The organism is Streptomyces sp. NPDC059850 (assembly GCF_042731515.1).
In the GTDB taxonomy this organism is placed as follows: Bacteria; Actinomycetota; Actinomycetes; order Streptomycetales; family Streptomycetaceae; genus Streptomyces.
Genome location: NZ_JBHWJI010000026.1, coordinates 42,528 through 60,545, shown reverse-complemented (window position 1 = coordinate 60,545; position 18,018 = coordinate 42,528). Strand labels below are relative to the sequence as shown.

The 18,018-nt window shown below is 70.8% G+C and carries 19 protein-coding genes; 18 read left to right on the top strand and 1 reads right to left on the bottom strand.

Going from position 1 to position 18,018, the window contains the following annotated elements; translation table 11 throughout:
- Nucleotides 1-70 precede the first annotated feature (70 nt).
- The 16 genes from ACFV9T_RS22350 to ACFV9T_RS22275 all read left to right on the top strand — a co-directional run bounded on the left by ACFV9T_RS22350 (nt 71) and on the right by ACFV9T_RS22275 (nt 16,033).
- Nucleotides 71-1,081, top strand: a complete 1,011-nt coding sequence (locus ACFV9T_RS22350; protein ID WP_385443016.1) for a LysR substrate-binding domain-containing protein — start codon at nt 71-73, stop codon at nt 1,079-1,081.
- Nucleotides 1,008-2,111 carry a mandelate racemase/muconate lactonizing enzyme family protein gene (locus tag ACFV9T_RS22345; RefSeq protein ID WP_385443015.1) on the top strand — a complete coding sequence of 368 codons (1,104 nt, stop codon included), beginning with the start codon at nt 1,008-1,010 and terminating at the stop codon, nt 2,109-2,111. Before ACFV9T_RS22350 ends, ACFV9T_RS22345 begins: the two co-directional genes overlap by 74 nt.
- A gap of 39 nt (nt 2,112-2,150) precedes the next feature.
- On the top strand, nt 2,151-3,017 hold the full coding sequence (gene catA / locus ACFV9T_RS22340) for a catechol 1,2-dioxygenase (protein ID WP_385443013.1): 867 nt from the start codon (nt 2,151-2,153) through the stop codon (nt 3,015-3,017).
- Nucleotides 3,018-3,023: 6 nt separating this feature from the next.
- Nucleotides 3,024-3,320, top strand: coding sequence for a muconolactone Delta-isomerase (gene catC / locus ACFV9T_RS22335; protein WP_385443010.1), 297 nt, complete (start codon nt 3,024-3,026; stop codon nt 3,318-3,320).
- Nucleotides 3,321-3,382: 62 nt separating this feature from the next.
- On the top strand, nt 3,383-4,606 hold the full coding sequence (locus ACFV9T_RS22330; protein WP_385443007.1) for an FAD-dependent monooxygenase: 1,224 nt from the start codon (nt 3,383-3,385) through the stop codon (nt 4,604-4,606).
- Nucleotides 4,607-4,716: 110 nt separating this feature from the next.
- Nucleotides 4,717-7,122: a glycoside hydrolase family 44 protein gene (locus tag ACFV9T_RS22325; RefSeq protein WP_385443005.1), complete on the top strand. Its 2,406-nt coding sequence runs from the start codon at nt 4,717-4,719 to the stop codon at nt 7,120-7,122.
- Nucleotides 7,119-8,240: an arabinogalactan endo-beta-1,4-galactanase gene (locus ACFV9T_RS22320; RefSeq protein WP_385443003.1), complete on the top strand. Its 1,122-nt coding sequence runs from the start codon at nt 7,119-7,121 to the stop codon at nt 8,238-8,240. The genes ACFV9T_RS22325 and ACFV9T_RS22320 overlap by 4 nt, the downstream gene beginning before the upstream one ends.
- Before the next feature lie 46 nt (nt 8,241-8,286).
- The gene (locus ACFV9T_RS22315; RefSeq protein ID WP_385443002.1) at nt 8,287-8,913 is read left to right on the top strand and encodes an alpha-ketoglutarate-dependent dioxygenase AlkB; all 627 of its coding nucleotides are present in this window, start codon (nt 8,287-8,289) and stop codon (nt 8,911-8,913) included.
- Between the two features lie 87 nt (nt 8,914-9,000).
- Entirely contained in the window at nt 9,001-9,756 is a 756-nt protein-coding gene (locus ACFV9T_RS22310) for an IclR family transcriptional regulator (RefSeq protein WP_385443000.1), read from the top strand.
- A gap of 142 nt (nt 9,757-9,898) precedes the next feature.
- Nucleotides 9,899-11,266 (top strand): MFS transporter, encoded by a 1,368-nt coding sequence (locus tag ACFV9T_RS22305; protein ID WP_385442998.1) that lies wholly within the window; start codon nt 9,899-9,901, stop codon nt 11,264-11,266.
- Nucleotides 11,230-11,700 carry a nuclear transport factor 2 family protein gene (locus ACFV9T_RS22300; RefSeq protein ID WP_385442996.1) on the top strand — a complete coding sequence of 157 codons (471 nt, stop codon included), beginning with the start codon at nt 11,230-11,232 and terminating at the stop codon, nt 11,698-11,700. The genes ACFV9T_RS22305 and ACFV9T_RS22300 overlap by 37 nt, the downstream gene beginning before the upstream one ends.
- Nucleotides 11,700-12,008 (top strand): hypothetical protein, encoded by a 309-nt coding sequence (locus ACFV9T_RS22295; RefSeq protein ID WP_385442993.1) that lies wholly within the window; start codon nt 11,700-11,702, stop codon nt 12,006-12,008. The genes ACFV9T_RS22300 and ACFV9T_RS22295 overlap by 1 nt, the downstream gene beginning before the upstream one ends.
- The gene (locus ACFV9T_RS22290; RefSeq protein WP_385442991.1) at nt 12,005-13,255 is read left to right on the top strand and encodes an aromatic ring-hydroxylating dioxygenase subunit alpha; all 1,251 of its coding nucleotides are present in this window, start codon (nt 12,005-12,007) and stop codon (nt 13,253-13,255) included. Before ACFV9T_RS22295 ends, ACFV9T_RS22290 begins: the two co-directional genes overlap by 4 nt.
- Before the next feature lie 49 nt (nt 13,256-13,304).
- Nucleotides 13,305-13,778 carry an aromatic-ring-hydroxylating dioxygenase subunit beta gene (locus ACFV9T_RS22285; RefSeq protein WP_385442989.1) on the top strand — a complete coding sequence of 158 codons (474 nt, stop codon included), beginning with the start codon at nt 13,305-13,307 and terminating at the stop codon, nt 13,776-13,778.
- A 12-nt stretch (nt 13,779-13,790) separates the two neighbouring features.
- Nucleotides 13,791-14,741, top strand: a complete 951-nt coding sequence (locus ACFV9T_RS22280; protein ID WP_385442986.1) for a PDR/VanB family oxidoreductase — start codon at nt 13,791-13,793, stop codon at nt 14,739-14,741.
- A 23-nt stretch (nt 14,742-14,764) separates the two neighbouring features.
- A complete protein-coding gene (locus tag ACFV9T_RS22275) occupies nt 14,765-16,033 on the top strand; it encodes an amidase (protein WP_385442983.1) in 1,269 nt (422 codons plus the stop codon).
- On the opposite strand, the gene ACFV9T_RS22270 is transcribed toward ACFV9T_RS22275, so the two are convergent.
- Nucleotides 16,017-16,457 (bottom strand): Lrp/AsnC family transcriptional regulator, encoded by a 441-nt coding sequence (locus tag ACFV9T_RS22270; RefSeq protein WP_385442982.1) that lies wholly within the window; start codon nt 16,455-16,457, stop codon nt 16,017-16,019. The genes ACFV9T_RS22275 and ACFV9T_RS22270 overlap by 17 nt on opposite strands.
- An 80-nt stretch (nt 16,458-16,537) precedes the next feature.
- Here ACFV9T_RS22270 and ACFV9T_RS22265 point away from each other — a divergent pair, with 80 nt between their 5' ends.
- Together ACFV9T_RS22265 and ACFV9T_RS22260 are read left to right on the top strand one after the other, a co-directional pair.
- Nucleotides 16,538-17,311, top strand: coding sequence for an AzlC family ABC transporter permease (locus tag ACFV9T_RS22265; protein WP_385442980.1), 774 nt, complete (start codon nt 16,538-16,540; stop codon nt 17,309-17,311).
- A complete protein-coding gene (locus tag ACFV9T_RS22260) occupies nt 17,304-17,630 on the top strand; it encodes a branched-chain amino acid transporter permease (RefSeq protein ID WP_385442978.1) in 327 nt (108 codons plus the stop codon). The genes ACFV9T_RS22265 and ACFV9T_RS22260 overlap by 8 nt, the downstream gene beginning before the upstream one ends.
- Nucleotides 17,631-18,018: the final 388 nt, after the last annotated feature.

Here is an 18,018-nt window from a genome sequence, read left to right as displayed (position 1 = left end):
CTGCGACCAGGTATTTGTGGTGTATGGGACGCGTTCCCTACGCTGAGTCGCAGTGTGAGGGGAGTTTCCGATGGAACTCAGGCAGCTCCGGTATTTCGCGGCCGTCGCCGAGACACGGCACTTCGGGAGGGCCGCGGAACGGCTGCACATGGCCCAGCCCCCGCTGTCCCAGGCGATCCGGCGGCTGGAGACGGAGCTGGGGGTGGAGCTGTTCGCCCGCACCACCCGGCACGTCGCCCTGACCGGGGCCGGTGAGGTGTTCCGTACCGATGTGGAACGGATCCTCACCGCGGTCGACGAGGCGGTGGCCCGGGTCGGGCGGTTCGCCTCCGGCGCGGAAGGTGTGCTCCGGATCGGGCTGACGGGCTCCGCCTCGTACCGCCAACTGCCCGTGCTGGCCCGGCTGGTGAAGCGCGAGCTGCCGCAGGTGATCCTGGAGGTGCACACCGACATGCTCACACCCGCCCAGGAAGCGGGGCTGACCGAGCGCCGTCTCGACGTCGGCGTACTGCGTCCGCCGGTGCGCCAGGAGGGCATCGTCCACCGCCCGATCGCCACCGAGCCCCTGGTGGCCGCCGTCCCCGAGGGCCACTGGCTCGGCGAGGCGGACTCCGTACGGGTGGAGCAGCTGCGGCACGAGAACTTCATCATGTACGCGGCCGCGCTCGGCTCCGTCGTGGGCGACGCGGTGATCCGCAGCTGTCTCGCCTCCGGCTTCTACCCGCAGCGCGCCTACGAGGTCACCGAGACCTCGGCCGCCCTCGCCCTGGTGGCGGCGGGGCTCGGGGTGGCCGTGCTGCCGGACTCGATCCGCTCGGCGCCGCGCGAGGGAGTGGTGTGCAAGGACATCGAGGACGCGCTGTGCGTCCGGCTGGACCTCGCCTGGCGCGAGGACGACGACTCTCCACTGCTGCGGAACCTGCTGAAGGCGCTGGAGCAGAACGACGTGTTTCTTGCGGAGAACACGCTCGAAGGACAGCTCGAAGGAGACTCGGAGGAGAGCGACATTGAAGATCGTCAAGGTGGAGGCCATTCCGTTCGCCATCCCCTACGAGAAGCCCCTGAGGTTCGCGAGCGGTGAGGTCCACACCGCCGACCACGTCCTGGTCCGTGTGCACACGGACGAGGGCCTGACGGGGACCGCCGAGGCGCCGCCCCGGCCGTACACCTACGGCGAGACCCAGGAGTCGATCGTGGCGGTGATCGACAAGATCTTCGCACCGCAGATCCTGGGCCTGACGCCACTGGAGCGGGAAGCGGTCCACGACAGGCTCGACCGGACGGTGGGCAACCCCACCGCCAAGGCCGCCGTCGACATGGCCCTGTGGGACATCCTCGGCCAGGCCGCGGGCATGCCGGTGTCCGCCCTGCTCGGCGGCTTCGGCGACCGGATGCGGGTGAGCCACATGGTCGGGTTCGCGCCCACCGGGCAGATGGTGGACGAGGCACTGCGGGTCCGGGACACCTACGGCATCACCACGTTCAAGGTGAAGGTCGGACGGCAGCCCTACCGCGCCGACGTCGACGCGTGCCGGGCGCTGCGCGACGCCCTCGGCCCGGACGCCGGGCTGTACATCGACGGCAACCGCGGCTGGACCGCGTCCGAATCGGCGCGCGCCCTGCGCGAGATGGCCGACCTCGGCCTCACCTTCGCCGAGGAACTGTGCCCCGCCGACGATGTGCTGGGGCGGCGCTGGCTGGTCGCCCAGAGCCCCATCCCCTTCATCGCCGACGAGAGCGCCACCCGGGCCGCCGAGGTCACCCGCGAACTCCTCGGCGGATCCGCCACCGCCATCAGCGTCAAGACCGCCCGCACCGGGTTCACCGCCTCCCAGCGCGTGCTGCACCAGTGCGAGGGGCTGGGCGTCGAGGTGGTCATGGGCAACCAGATCGACGGCCAGATCGGCACCCTGTGCGCGGTCGCCTTCGGCGCCGCCCACCGGACGGCCTCCCGGCACCCGGGCGAACTCTCCAACTTCCTCGACATGTCCGACGACCTCCTCGCCGAACCGCTGACCATCGCGGACGGCACCCTGCGCGTCCGCGAGGGCGCGGGGCTCGGCATCGCCGTCGACCCCGCCAAGCTGGCCCGCTACCGCCAGGACCGCTGACCGCGCCCCCCGACCGACGGATAGACAAGGAAAGCGATCATGACCGACATCAGCACGGACCGGCCCACCGAGCAGGCCACCGCTGCCGCGTCCGGTGCCGCCGCCACCGAACGGTTCCGCACCAAGCAGCACACCGGCGCCGCCGGGGCCGACACCGCACGCGTGGACACCCTGGTCTCCGAACTCCTCGCCGCCACCCACGACATCATCCGCCGCCACAAGCTGACCTACGCCGAGTACGACGCGCTCAAGGCGTGGCTGATCCAGGTCGGCGAGGACGGCGAGTGGCCGCTGTTCCTGGACGTGTGGGTCGAACACGTCGTAGAAGAGGTGGCGAACGAGAGCCGCGAGGGCAGCAAGGGCACCATCGAGGGCCCGTACTACGTCCCCGGCGCGCCGAGCCTGCCCGCCGAGGCCACGCTGCCCATGCGCGACGGCGAGGAGGGCACCCCGCTGCTCTTCCAGGGCCAGGCCACCACCGCGCTCGGCACCCCGCTGCCGGGCGCCGTGATCGAGATATGGCACGCCGACAACGACGGCTACTACTCCCAGTTCGCCCCGGACCTGCCCGAGTGGAATCTGCGCGGCACGGTCGTCGCCGACGGCCAGGGCCACTTCAGGATTCACACCATCGAGCCCGCGCCCTACCAGATCCCCACCGACGGCTCCTGCGGCCAGCTCATCGCCGCAGCGGGCTGGCACGCCTGGCGCCCCGCACACCTCCATCTGAAGGTGTCCGCGCCCGGCCACCAACTCGTCACCACGCAGCTGTACTTCAAGGGCGGCAGCCATGTCGCGGACGACATCGCCCAGGCCGTGAAGCCCGAACTCATCCTCGACCCCGGCCCCGCCGCGGACGGCAGCGGCCGCCAGGTCACCTACGACTTCGTCCTCGACAAGGTGTGACGCCCGATGCTGTTCGCGGTACGGATGAACGTCGACATCCCGCGCGACCTCGACCCCGGGGAGCGCGCGGACCTGGTGGCGCGCGAGAAGGCGTACTGCCAGGAGCTGCAGAAGGCGGGCACCTGGGTGCACATCTGGCGTTGCGTCGGGCAGTACGCCAACCTCAGTGTCTTCGACGTCGAGGACAACGAGGCGCTGCACCAGATCCTGTGGAACCTGCCCCTCTTCCCCTATATGGCGATCGACGTCACACCCCTGGCCCAGCACCCCTCCGACCTGGCGGCCGACGCCGCCGGGGCGTGAGGGGACGTACGACGAGCACAACGAGCAACAACGAGCATGACGAGAACGGAGGCGGAAACACTATGACGACGGCTGCACCGCGCGTGGCGATCGTGGGAGCGGGCATCGGGGGACTGACCCTCGGGCTCTTCCTGCGGCAGCGCGGCATCGACGCCGAGATCTTCGAGCAGGCGGAGGAGCTGAAGGAGACCGGCGCCGCGGTGGCACTGTCCGCCAACGCCACCCGGCTGCTGGACGAACTCGGCCTCGGCGCCGCCCTCGCGGAAGCCTCCGCGGTCCCCACCGAGCTGGTCTACCGCCACTGGCGGGACGGCCACCGGGTGGCCGCGCACCCGGTCGGCGAGGTGTACCGCGAGCGGTACGGCGGCGCGTACCGGGGTGTGCACCGGGCGGTGTTCCAGACCCTCCTGAGCACGGCGTGGGGCGAGGACGGGCTGCACCTCGGAGCGCGGGTGCACGGTCTGGCCGAGGAGCACGACGGCATGCGCGACGGCATGCGGCTGGAGCTGGACGAAGGCCCCGGCGAGGACCGATTCGACCTCGTCGTCGGCGCCGATGGCGTCCACTCCGAGGTCCGCCGCTGGGTGCACGACGGTGAGCCCGCCGTGTACTCGGGCACCAGCGGCTTCCGGGGCCTGGTCCCCGCCGAACGGGTGCCGTCGCTGCCCGATCCGGGGGCCATTCAGTTCTGGATGGGTCCGGGCGCACACGTCCTGCATTACCCGATCGACCGGGACGGCACGATCAACTTCCTCGCCGTGGTCCGGGGCCCCGCCCGGTGGACCGCCGGTTCCTGGCGGACCGAGGCCGCGCCGGGTGAACTCGCCGCCGCGTTCGACGGATGGCATCCGGCGATGGCCGAGATGGTCACCGGCGCCCCGCAGAGCGACCGGTGGGCCCTGTTCGGCCAGGACCCGCTGCGCAGCTGGACCCGCGGCCGCGCGGTGCTGCTCGGCGACGCCGCGCACGCCATGCTGCCCCACCACGGGCAGGGGGCCAACCAGACCATCGAGGACGCCGCCACCCTGGCGGACTGCCTGGCCGGGGCGGACGGGCCGCAGGCGTACGGCTCGGCGCTGAGCCGTTACGAGCGGCTGCGCCGCGCCCGTACCCGGCAGGTCCAGCGCAGCTCGTGGGTGACCTCGGACCTGCTGCATCTGCCCGATGGCCCCGCCGCGCAGCGGCGCGACCGCGAACTGGCCACCGTGCCCGAGGACTTCGGCTGGATCCACGCGTACGACGTACGGCGTGCGGGAACTGCCGCCGGGTTCGGTCGAGAAGGTTGACACTCCTGCGCGGCTCCCTGACCATGCGCTGAGGTGGGAGCGCTCCCACCCCTTCGTCCCATCTCCATGTCCCGTCGTCAGCACGGCCGCCCCGAAGGAGACCCACGCGCATGACTCCGAGAGCCGCGTCGGCGGCCGTGGTGCTGCTGGTGGCCGCCGCCGGTCTGGCGGGCCCCCACCAGGCGAGCGCCTTACCGGACGGGGGAGCGCGGTCCGCCGCCTCCTCCGCCGCGGCGGAAGGCCCCGCCCTCAGCGTCGACACCACCACCGGCCGCAAGGCGATCGACCCGAACATCTACGGGATCAACTTCGCCGACGAGGCACTGGCCGAGGAACTGCGCCTGCCGGTCCGGCGCTGGGGCGGCAACGCCACCAGCCGCTACAACTACCAGCTCGACGCCTACAACGCGGGCCACGACTGGTACTTCGAGAACCTCTTCTACGACAACGGCACCGCCCAGCTCCCGGACGGCTCGCAGGCGAACAAGTTCGTCGAGCAGGACCGCCGCACCGGCACCGACACCGTGATGACCGTGCCCATGAGCGGCTGGACGACCGGGGCACGCAACACCGCCTGCGGCTTCAGCATCGCCAAGTACGGCCCCCAGAAGGCGAACGACGCCCAGTGGCGGCCGGACTGCGGCAACGGGGTGAAGACCGACGGTACGAACGTCACCGGCAACGACCCGGCCGAGACCAGCATCCCCGCGGGCCCGGAGTTCACCAAGGGCTGGGTCGAGTACCTGAAGCGCGCGTACGGCGCCGCGGACGACGGCGGTGTCCGCTTCTACAACCTCGACAACGAGCCCGACCTGTGGTGGAGCACCCATCGCGACGTCCACCCCGAGGGCACGGGCTACGACGAGATGCGCGACAGCACGTACGCCACCGCCGCCGCCATCAAGGACGCCGACCCTAAGGCGCAGACCCTCGGCCCGGTCGGCTGGGGCTTCAACTCCCTGATCTACTCCGGGCTCGACCAGAAGACCTGCAGTGAGAAGGGCGGCGACTGCTGGAACAACCCGCCCGACCGGGCCGCCCACGGCGGGCAGCTGTTCGCCCCCTGGTACCTCCAGCAGATGAAGGCGTACGAGCAGACCCACGACCGCCGCATCCTGGACTACTTCGACGAGCACATCTACCCCCAGCAGACCGGGGTGTTCGGTGGCAGCGTGGACGCCGCCACCCAGGAGCTGCGGCTGCGCTCCACCCGGCAGCTGTGGGACCCGACGTACGTGGACGAGAGCTGGATCAACCAGCCCATCCAGTTCATCCCGCGCATGCGCTCCCTGGTCGACGAGAACTACCCGGGCACCAAGCTCGCCATCACCGAGTACAACTGGGGCGCGCTGGACCACATCAACGGGGCCCTCGCCCAGGCCGATGTGCTCGGCATCTTCGGACGGGAGGGGCTGGACCTCGCCACCCTGTGGGATCCGCCCACATCCACCGAGCCCGGCGCCTTCGCGTTCCGCATGTTCCGCAACTACGACGGCGAGGGCGGCTCCTTCGGCGACACCGCGGTCCGCGCCGCCAGCGCCGATCAGGACAAGCTCGCGGTGTACGCGGCCGAGCGCAGCAGCGACAAGGCGCTGACCGTGCTCGTCGTCAACAAGACCACCGGTGATCTGACCGCCCCGGTGTCCGTGACCGGCGCCACCACCCCGGGCGGCGCGGCGCAGGTCTACCGCTACGGTCAGGACGACGTCACCGCGATCAAGCACCTGGCCGACCAGCCGCTGACCAACGGTGGCTTCACCGCCACCTTCCCGGCCTACTCCATCACCGAGTACGTGCTGCCCGCCGGATCCTCCGAGGCCGAGCCGCCCACCGTGCCCGGCACCCCGGCCGCCACCGCCGTGGCGTCCGACCGGGCCACCCTCACCTGGGGCGCCTCCACCGCCGGATCGTCCCCGGTGGCGCGATACGAGGTGTACTCCGGCGACACCACCGGCGCCCCGGTCGCCACCGTCGACGCGCCCGCCACGAGCGCCACCGTCACCGGGCTGTCCCCGGCCACCGCGTACACCTTCCGCGTGGTGGCCAAGGACACCGCCGGACGCAGCTCCCCGCCCTCGGCCCCGGTACGGGTGACCACGGCCGGGGCCCCGGCCGCCTCCTGCACGGTCGACTACCGGGTGACCACCGACTGGGGCAGCGGCTTCACGGCCAACGTCACGATCACCAACAAGGGCCCCGCCCTCAACGGCTGGCAACTGGGCTTCTCCTTCACCGGCGACCAGAAGGTCACCCAGGGCTGGAACGGCACGTGGCGCCAGAGCGCCACCGAGGTCACCGTGAAGGACGCGGGGTGGAACGCCACTCTGGCCACCGGCGGCTCCACCGCCATCGGCTTCAACGGCGCCTACACCGGCACCAATCCCGCGCCACGGGACTTCACCCTGAACGGCAAGCCGTGCACCGCCCCCGGCACCTCGGCCGCCGCACACATCGCGGCCCCGGTCGGCCACGCGCCCGGCCCGGACGCCGTACCGGACCGGAGGAGGACACGGTGACGTTGCACGCATGCGGACGCACGCTCCGGGCCGCCCTGCTCGCCACCGTGCTCGCCCTGGCGGCGGCCCTGCTCACCGTGCCCGCCAAGGCGTCCGCCGTCAACGCGCTCAGCATGCGCGGCGCCGATGTGTCGACCGCGCAGCGCGCCCTCGACCTCGGCGCCCCGTACTACGACGCGAACGGCACCGCCGCCGACCCGCTCGACATCCTCAAGGGCGCCGGAGTGAACTACGTCCGCCTGCGGGTCTGGAACAACCCCGCCAGCGGCTACAACAACAAGGCCAAGGTGCTGGCCTACGCGAAGAAGGTCAAGGCCAAGGGGCTGGCGCTGCTGATCGACTTCCACTACTCGGACACCTGGGCCGACCCGGGCAAGCAGTACAAGCCCGCGGCCTGGGCGAGCCACGGCATCGGCCAGCTGCAGACCGACGTCTACAACTACACCTACGACGTGTGCGACAGCCTCAAAGCGCAGGGCACGGCCCCGGACAGTGTGCAGATCGGCAACGAGATCAACGTCGGCATGCTGTGGAACGACGGCAAGGTGGTCAACAACGACTTCACCAACCTCAGCCTCCTGCTCAAGGCGGGCTACAACGCCACCAAGGCGTGCAACGGCAGCACCAAGGTGATCATCCACACCGCGAACGCGGACAGCGACGCCCACGCCCGCTGGTTCTACGACGGGATCAAGGCGAAGGGCGTCAGCTGGGACATCACCGGGCTGTCGTACTACTGCATGTGGCACGGCTCGCTGTCCACCCTGTACGACGTCACCGCCGACATGCGGTCCCGGTACGGCAAGGACGTGGTCATCGCCGAGACCGCGTACCCCTTCACCACGGCGAACGCCGACAGCACCGGCAACTCCGTCACCACCGGCTGCTCGGGCTATCCGCTCACTTGGGCGGGCCAGGCCGCCAACTTCACCGACGTCCAGAACACCGCCCGCAACGCCGGTGCGATCGGTGTCTTCTACTGGGAGCCCACCTGGTACGCGGTGCCCGGCAACGGCTGGGACCCGGCCGACATCAACAACAGCGGTGACGGCTGGGACAACATGGCTGTCTTCAACTGGACCGGCCAGCTGAACCCGAACATCCGGTGGACCCCCTAGCCCATGTCATCGCACACATGCTCGAATACCTAGGTACACTGCCGCCATGGGCGCGTATCTCCAGGGCTCGCTCTTCGACCAGGCCGACGACGCCGTCCTCGGCCCGCTGCGCGGGGTGCGCAGGACCGGGCTGGGCGACGGCGCCTGGATCGATCTGCTGACCGGATGGCTGCGGGGCGCCGACGACCTGTTCGCGCGCCTCGCGGCCGACGTCCCCTGGAAGGCCGAGCGGCGGCGGATGTACGACCGGACCGTGGAGGTCCCGCGGCTGCTCGCCTTCTACGGCGACGACGACACCCTGCCCCACCCCGTCCTCACCGAGGCCCGGGACGCGCTCTCCGCGTACTACGCCACCGAACTGGGGGAGCCGTTCACCACGGCCGGGCTGTGCTACTACCGCGACGGCCGCGACAGCGTGGCCTGGCACGGCGACCGGACCGGCCGGGGCAGCAGCGAGGACACCATGGTCGCCATCCTGTCCGTCGGCGCGCCACGCGATCTGCTGCTGCGCCCCCGGGGCGGCGGGGCCGCCGTGCGGCATCCGCTCGGACACGGCGATCTCATCGTGATGGGCGGCTCCTGCCAGCGCACCTGGGAGCACGCCATCCCCAAGACCTCGCGGACGGCCGGGCCCCGGATCAGCGTCCAGTTCCGGCCCGCCGGGGTGCGGTGAACACGTGGCCTCTTGAGCGGGCCGACGCTTTGCACGATGCTCATGGCCTGACCACGCACCTGCTCATGCGGGAGGAAGGTGAGGGCGATGCGTGCTGAGCTGGAGGGCGACTCCCTGCTGCGCAAGGTGCGGCTGATCCTGGGCGCCTTCGACACCGGGGCCCCGGTGCTCGGCCTGTCGGAGCTGGCGCGGCGGACCGAACTGGCGAAGACCACCGTCCACCGGGTGGCCACCGAGATGGTCGGCGTCGGCCTGCTGAACCGGCACGGCCGCCGCTACGAGCTGGGGTCCCTCCTCTTCGAGCTGGGCCAGCGCGCGCCCCGGACCAGGGCCCTGCGGCTGATCGCCGCCCGCTACCTCGAAGATCTGGCGCTGACCACCCGGGAGACCGTGGTGCTCGCCTTCCCCGGGGACCATGACGTGCTCTTCGTCGAGAAGTACTTCAGCCAGCGCGGTGGCGGCGTCGCCGTCACCGAGGTCGAGGGCCGGGTGCCGTTCCACTGCGGGGCGTCGGGCAAGGCCCTGCTGGCTTTCGGCGCCGAGGAGATACGCGCGGCCGTCATGGCCTCCCCGCTGCGCCGCCGCACCCGGTGGACGATCACCGATCCGGCCCGGCTGGAGGCCGAGCTGGAGCAGGTGCGCCGCCAGGGCTACGCCGTCGACCGCCAGGAGCTGGTCGCGGGCTACGCGGCGGTCGCCGCGCCCGTGTTCGCCGACGGTGTCGCCGTGGCGACGCTGACCGTGGTCGGCCCGGCCGAGCGGCTGGACGTACGCAAGCTGGCCCCCGTGGTCGGGGCGGCGGGCCGCGCGCTGACGCGGGACGTGGCACCGGTGAAGGGCTGAGTCCGGCAAAGCGGCTGCGCACGCGAACTTTTCGGTCCGGTGACCGGGCCAATGGCATTTCCTCCATCCACGCCTCCGCAAACAATGCGTGAACAGCTGGGCCGCATTGGTGATCGGAGAAGCGGCCCGATGGAGGGCCAATATGGCAGCAACGAAGGGCGCCCCGCGCCAGGTGCGCACGGCAGCGATAGCGAGCCTGGTCGGCAGCGCCCTGGAGTGGTACGACTTCTTTCTCTACGGCACGGCCGCCGCGCTGGTGTTCAACACCCTGTTCTTCCCCACCTTCGACCCGCTGGTGGGCACGATCGCCGCCTTCGGCACCAACGCGGCGGGATTCCTCGCCAGACCGCTCGGCGGCATCGTCTTCGGACACTTCGGTGACCGGCTCGGCCGCAAGGCGATGTTGGTCATCACCCTGATGATCATGGGGGTTTCGACCTTCTTCATCGGCGTACTGCCGGGCTACGCCACCATCGGGGTGTGGGCCCCGGTGCTGCTGGTGGGCCTGCGGATCGTGCAGGGCATCGCCGTCGGTGGCGAGTGGGGCGGCGGTGTGCTGATCGTCAGCGAACACGCCCCGGACCACCGCCGGGGCTTCTACTCGGCCTGGAGCCAGACGGGCGTGGGGCTCGGGTTCGTCCTCTCGGCCTCGGTCTTCACCCTGGTCCAGGCCGTGACCAGCAAGGACGCGTTCCTCGCCTGGGGGTGGCGCATCCCGTTCCTGGCCGGGATCGTGCTCACCGCCGTCGGACTGGTGATCCGGATGCGGGTCATGGAAACACCCGCGGCCCAGCGGGCGGCAGCGGCAGAAAAGGCCGGGAAGGCCGGGAAGGCCGAGCAGAAGGCCAGGCTGCCTCTCCTCGACGTCCTGCGCACCCACCCCAAGGCGGTGCTGATCGCCTTCGGCGCGCGCATCGCCGAGAACGGCGCGCTGTACGTGTTCCTCACCTTCAGCCTCTCCTACGCGGCCACGATCGGGCTGGACGGCGATCTGGTGCTGACCGCGGTCGTGGTGGGGATGCTGGTCGAATCGTTCGCGATGCCGATGTGGGGAGCGCTGTCCGACCGGGTCGGCCGCCGCCCGGTTTACCTCGGCGGTGCCATCGCGATGATCGTCTGGGCGTACCCGTTCTTCGCGATGTTCGACTCGCGCGACCCGGTCCTGGTGTTCGTGGCCGCGTTCGTGGCGCTCGTGATCTGCCACGGGACGATGATCGGCACCCAACCGGCGTTCTTCCACGAACTCTTCGACAGCCGGGTCCGCTACAGCGGGGTCGCCCTCGGCCACGAGCTGGCCTCGATGGTCGCCGGTGGCTTCTCGCCCATCATCGCCACCGCGCTGTTCGCCTGGGCGGGCGCGTCCTGGCCGATCGCCGTGTTCCTGATGGGCATGGGCGTGATCACCGTCGTCGCCGTGGCGCTCGCCCCCGAGACGGCGGCACACCCCGATCACGAAGAGGAGGCCGTTCCCGCATGTCCTCGCCCGAACATCTCGCACACGGGACGTTGATCCGCTACCTGGAGCTGTGCGACGTCCCCCGGCCACCGGACGCCACCGGCCGGTTGGAGGACCTGTTCACCCCGGACGCCGTATGGGAGGGCGTCGGCCCGCTCTACACCGCGAAGTTCGGCCGTACGACCGGCGCGCGGGCCATCGCGGAGATGGTGGCGGCGCATCTGCCGCCGAACCCGCACTTCCGGGCGAATGTGCATCTGCTCCACCCCGGCACGACAGGCGCCACCGGGGGCCAGGTCCGGGGGAGATGGCTGATGCAGCAGCTGTCCCGGTACGCCTCCGGGGCCGCCGAACTCGTCGTGGCCCGGCTGGAGGTCGACTTCCGTATCGACGGCGACACCGCCGCCCGCGCCGCCCGCATCCGCCACTTCCGCACCGAGCGCGTCTTCACGACCGCGCTCCCCGACGAGGCAGCGGGGGCGGCGTGATGACCGCACACGGCGACGGCCGGACGATGCTCCTCACCTGCTACCGCGACATCCGCCGCTACGGCTGGCTCCACGTGGACCTGTTCCTGCGTGACCGGGACGGCAGAGAGCTGAACTGGGTGCACTGGGGCGCCGCCGAGGAAGGCCCCGACGGCGCGGACGCCGCCTGCGCGGCCGTCGAACCCACTCTGCGCAGAACCACCGAGTGGCGCCATGGCATCCGGGCCGACGGCAGCGACTACTGGACCGCGGAAGCCGAGTGGGACCAACAAGCCGCACGCGACGACTCACAGGAAGCGACGGAATGAACATATCCAGCCTCGTCCAGGACGACCGCGTGGACGTCTCGCTCTACACCGACCCGGAGCTGTTCGAGCGGGAGATGGAGCGCATCTTCCAGCGCACCTGGGTCTGGGTGGCGCACGAGAGCGAGATCCCGAAGGCCGGTGACTTCCGGACGGCCATGGTCGGACGGCAACCGGTGATCGTGACCCGGGACCGGCGCGGCGGGATCAACGTCCTGCTGAACCGTTGCCGCCACCGCGGGGCCAGCCTGTGCGAGGCGCCCCGGGGCAACGCCAACGGCTTCACCTGCCCGTACCACGCCTGGTCGTACGCGCTCGACGGAAAGCTGCGCGGCATCCCGTACCCGGACGGCTACGAGGACGTCGTCGAGAAGAAGGACTTCCCGCTGCACCGGCTGAAGGTCGACAGCTACGCGGGGATGATCTTCGCCAGCTTCAACCCGGACGTGGAACCCCTCGCCGACTTCCTGGGACCGGCCAGGCACTGGATGGACCTGTTCATGAAGCAGGGCGCCGGATACCCGGTCAAGGTGCAGGGCGAGCACAAGTTCCGGTTCGACGGCAACTGGAAGATCCAGCTGGAGAACACCACCGACGGCTACCACTTCCCGATCGTGCACCGCTCCTGGATGTCCTCCGTGGACGCGGAGACCGCCGAGATGCTGTCGTTCATGACCGACGAGAAGGCGGTCACCCACTCCCTCGGCCATGGCCACAGCGTCATGATCATGGTGCCGGAACATGTCGACCTCGACGAGGACGACGGCACCGAGCAGCTGCAGGGGCGCTTCGGCCACATCATCGAGGAGCTGTCCCGGGAGTTCGAACCGGCGACGGTGCGGCGCATCGTGCGCTCGATGCACGGCGCCGGATTCAACCTGAACCTGTTCCCCAACGTGGCGATGTCGATGGCGTTCTTCCGGGTGCTGCGGCCCATCTCCGTGTCCGAGACGGAGATCCGGCACCTGGCGCTGGGCCTGCACGGCGGCCCGGAGATCGTCAACCGTGAACGGCTGCGGATCCACGAGCACTTCCAGGGCCCGTTCGGGTTCGGCAGCCCCGACGACTCCGAGGCCTGGGACCGGGTCCAGCGCGGCGCGGCGGCCGGTCCCGGCGTGCCGATCATGGTGAACCGCGGTCTGTCCCGGGAGCGGGACGACCACCAGGGGCGCGTGGCGCACGCCACCGACGAGACCGGTATGCGCGAGGCGTACGCGATGTGGAAGGCGATGATGACTGATGTCCGTTGAGCCGATGCCCGTTGAGCCGGTGTCTGTTGGGCCGATGTCCGTTGAGCCGATGTTCGTTGAGTTGGCCCCGGCCATCGAACTCATCTGGCGCGAGGCGCATTTGCTGGACCGCAAGCAGTACCACGAGTGGGACCGGCTCTGGGCGCCCGACGGCCGGTACGTCATCCCCATCGACCCGGAGACCGAGGACTTCGAGTCCAGCCTCAACATGGTCTACGACGACGACCGCATGCGCCGGATGCGGATCGAGCGGCTGACCTCCGGCTACTCGATCTCGGTCGCCGCCGCCGCGCGCACCGTGCGCACCCTGTCCCGGTTCGTGGTCCTGCGCCGCGACGAGGACACCGTCACGCTCAGTTCCGCACAGGTGCTGGTCGGCCACCGGCGGGAGCGGACCTTCGTACTCGGCGCGGACGTCACCCACCGGATCCGGCTGGACGGGCCCGAGCCGCTGATCCAGGAGAAGGTCATCCGGCTGGTCAACTCCGAGGACGCCGTCAACGCGTCCGGCTTCCTGCTGTAGGAGAGGCACACGATGATCAGGGCCACGGTCAGCGAGGTCACGGCCGAAACCGGCGCCGTGAAGTGTTTCCGGCTGCGGCGCAGCGACGGCCACCCGTTCGCACCGTACGAGGCGGGGGCGCACGTGGACGTGGTGGGCCCGAGCGGCGTCACCCGGCAGTACTCGCTGTGCGGACCACCCGACGACGGTGGCGCCTATGTGATCGCCGTCAAGCGGGAGGAACCCTCCCGGGGCGGGTCCTCGGCGCTCCACGACCAGGTCGGGGCCGGTGACGAACTCGTCATCAGCGAACCCCGCAACCTCTTCCGCATCGAGCCCGAGGCGGTCCGCCATGTGCTGGTCGCGGCCGGTATCGGGATCACGCCGCTGCTCAGCATGGCGTATCAACTCCGCCGTACGGGCGCGCCGTTCCGGTTGCACTACTTCGCCACCAGCCGGGAGCGGGCGGCGTTCGTCCCGCTGCTGGAGAGCGCCGAGTTCGCCGCCGACGTGGAGTTCCACTTCGGGCTCGGCCGGGACGCACAGCCCGGGGCGCTGGCGGCGGCGCTGGCGGACCCGGACCCCGGTACGCACGTCTACACCTGCGGCCCCAAGGAGTTCATGCGACGTGTCGTGGAGGTGGCGGCGGCCCGCTCGCTGCCCGAGGACCAGGTCCATGTCGAACACTTCCAGCCGCTGGAGCCGGTGGCCGAAGCCGGTGACGCGTTCGAGGTGGAACTGGACACCGGCGAGGTGTTCGCCGTGCCGCCCGGGCGGAGCATCGTGGATGTGCTGGCGGAGGGTGGCATCGAGGTCGACACGTCCTGCCGCGAGGGCATCTGCGGCACCTGTGTGCTCCCGGTGCGGGTCGGCGTACCGGACCACCGGGACAACTGCCTGACCCGCAAGGAGAAGGAGGCCGGGGACCAGATCGCCACGTGTGTGTCACGGGCCCGCACCGCCCGTCTCGTACTGGAGCTGTAGCCCACCGGAAGGGAGAGACACCGATGCCGGAAGCCCGGTACAAGGCAACGGACCTGGTGCGCGGCGCGCTGGAACGGCTCGACGCCACGGAGCCCGACATCCGGGCGTGGGTGCGGGTCGACCGGGACGGGGCGCTGGGCGCCGCCCGGCGGCTCGACGCCACGCCGCCACCGGGCGGGCCCCTGCGCGGTGTCCCGTTCGGGGTCAAGGACATCATCGACGTCCGTGGCCTGCCGACCGAATGCGGCTCACCCCTCCGGCAGGGGCAGGTGGCCGCGTCCGACGCCCCGGTGGTCGACCGGCTCCGGCAGCTCGGCGCGATTCCCCTGGGCAAGACGGTCACCACCGAATTCGCCTACTTCGCCCCCGGACCCACCCGCAATCCGCACCACCTCGCGCACACACCCGGGGGCTCCTCCAGCGGCTCGGCGGCCGCCGTGGCGGCGGGCGTGGTGCCGCTGGCTCTCGGCAGCCAGACCGCCGGTTCGCTGACCCGGCCCGCCGCGTACTGCGGTGTCGCGGGCTTCGTGGCACCGGTCGGAGCGCTCGACACGACGGGGTTCGCGGGGCTGTCCCACAGCCTCGACGCGGTCGGGCTGCTCACCCCGACCGTCGCCGATCTGCGGCTCGCCTATCTGGCGCTGACCGGTGCGGACCGGCTTCCCGGCCCGCCACCCGAACCGCCCGCTGGTGTGAGGCTCGCGGTGTGGCCGGGCACCGAACTGACCGACATCGCGGACACCCTGCGCGCGGCCCTGCGGCGCACCGCCGACCGGGCGGTGGCGGACGGCGCGGTGCTCGTGGACGTCGACTGGGCCGCGCGGACACCCGCGCTCACCGAAGCACACGCCACGGTCATGGCCTACGAGTCCGCCCGCGCCCTGGCCACCGAGGCCGCACACCCGGAGCGGCTGAGCGCGCCCCTGGGCGAACTCCTCGCGCGGGGGCGCGCCACCACGGCCACGGACTACCGTCAGGCGCTGTCCGTCGCGGAGCGGGGGCGCAGCGAGATGCTTTCGCTGCTCGCCGACGTGGACGCCGTACTGGGCCCGGCCGCCCCCGGCCCCGCCCCCAGCGGCCTCGCGGCCACCGGTTCGCCGGTCCTGAGCCGCCCGTGGCAGCTCCTGGGCCTGCCAGCGCTGACCGTACCGGGCCACCGGGACGGCCACGGCCTGCCCCTGGGCCTCCAGCTCATCGGACACCCGGACCGGCTGGAGCGGCTCTTCTCGCTCGGCCACGCCATGGAGCGGGCCATCGGGCAGGCTCCCGGCAGGGCTACGGGGCCGGTTTGATGGTCTTCATCGTGAAGTGCGAGGTGACGTTCTTGACCCGCGGGATGGTCATGACGTGCTGGCTGAGGAACGTCTCGTAGGCGGCCAGGTCGGCCACGGCCACGCGCACGAAGAAGTCGGGCGTGCTGAACAGCCGCCGCAGCTCGACCACCTCCTCGGCCTGGGTGAGCGTCTGCTCGAAGTGTCCGGTGGTCCGCGCGTCCTGGGAGTCGAGGCTGACGTCGAGCAGCACCTCGAAGGACCGCCCCACGGCGACGGGGTCGATGACGGCCCGGTAGCCGCAGATGACCCCGTCGGCCTCCAGCCGCTGCACCCGCCTCAGACACGGCCCGGTGGTGAGCCCGACCCGACGGGCCAGCTCCACGTTGGTCAGCCGCCCGTCCCGCTCCAGCTCGGCGATGATTGCTCGGTCCATGGCATCCATGGCATAAAGATTGCACGATCACGAGGGCAGCCTGCAATATTCGCAACCACATGGCGCGGCTTCCGCGAGACGATGAGCAGGTGCGACACGACGTACCCACTCAGACCACAGCGCCGGATCCGCCACCGGCTTCCGCCTCGGACACTCAGCGGCAGCGCATCGCCGCGGGGGTGCGCGACTCCTTCTCGGCGGGGCTCGGGATCTTCCCGCTGGGCATCGCGCTCGGCCTGCTGGTCATCCAGGCCGGACTGCCGTGGTGGCTCGCCCCGGCGCTGTCCCTGTCCGCGTTCGCCGGATCGCTGGAACTGCTGCTCGTGGGCATGGTGGCCACCGTCACGCCACTGGCCTCGATCGCGCTGACCGTCCTGGTGGTCAACTTCCGGCATGTGTTCTACGCCTTCTCGTTCCCGCTCCACCTGGTCAGGAATCCGTTCGCGAAGGCGTACGCCGTGTACGCGATGATCGACGAGGCGTACGCCGTCAGCGCCTCCCTGCCCGAGGCGGAACGCTCCGCGCCACGCCTGCTGGCGATGCAGATCGCCTCCGAGATCTACTGGGTCGGCGGCGGCCTGGCCGGTGTCGCCCTGGGCGCGGCCCTGCCCGGGCCGATCAAGGGGCTGGAGTTCGCGCTGTGCGCCCTGTTCACCGTGCTCACGCTGGACGCGTTCCGCTCGCGCGAGGAGATCCCCTCCGTCCTGCTGGCCGGGGCCAGTGTCACGGTCGCGCTCGTCCTCACCCCGGGCGTCGCGCTGTTCACCGCGCTGCTGCTGTTCGTCGCCCTGCTGCTGGCCCGCCACGCGTACACCACCCGCCGCCCGACCCGCTGCTCCACTGGGGAGGCCGCCGATGCCTAGCACGTCGTACCTGGTCGCCGTCCTCGCGATCGTCTTCACCATCACCCTCGCGCTGCGCGCCGTGCCCTTCGCGGTGCTGCGCACCCTGCGCACCTCGCCGATCGTGCGGCAGCTGTCGGCGTGGATGCCGGTGGGCATCCTCGCGATCCTCGCGGTGACCGCCCTGCACGGCAGCGTGGCCGCCGCACCGCACACCACGCCGTACGCGCTGCTCGCCGTCGCCGTCACGGTGGGCGTTCACCTCGCCTGCGGCCGCCGCACGATCCTGAGTGTCGGCATCGGTACGGCTGTCTACGTGGCCCTCGTCAACGCCCTCTGACCGGAGACCAGTGGCCTCCTCCGCGGGCTGATTCAGGCCGCACTTTACGGCGACGCACCGCATGGGCGTGGAATTCAGAATCCGGAATGTGCTCCGCCGATTGGGTTCGATCGGCCCGCTCAAGTGGTTTACCCAGTGGGACTCCCGCTGGGTAAATGGTGCATTCGAGGGGCACAAGGGACGCCGGTGACACGCTCTCTTCTGTCCCCGCTCACGAAAGGTACATCAATATTTAACAAGGGAAGAGAGGGGCGGTGCCGCGATGGATCTCCCCACCTGTGGCGAGATCCAGCCCGTCCTGGCAGGTACGCCGCCCGCAACTTGTTGACGGCTCAGTAACCGGATCGCTAATTTCGCCTCCGCGTCGTTCTGTGTAAATGGCGCAAGC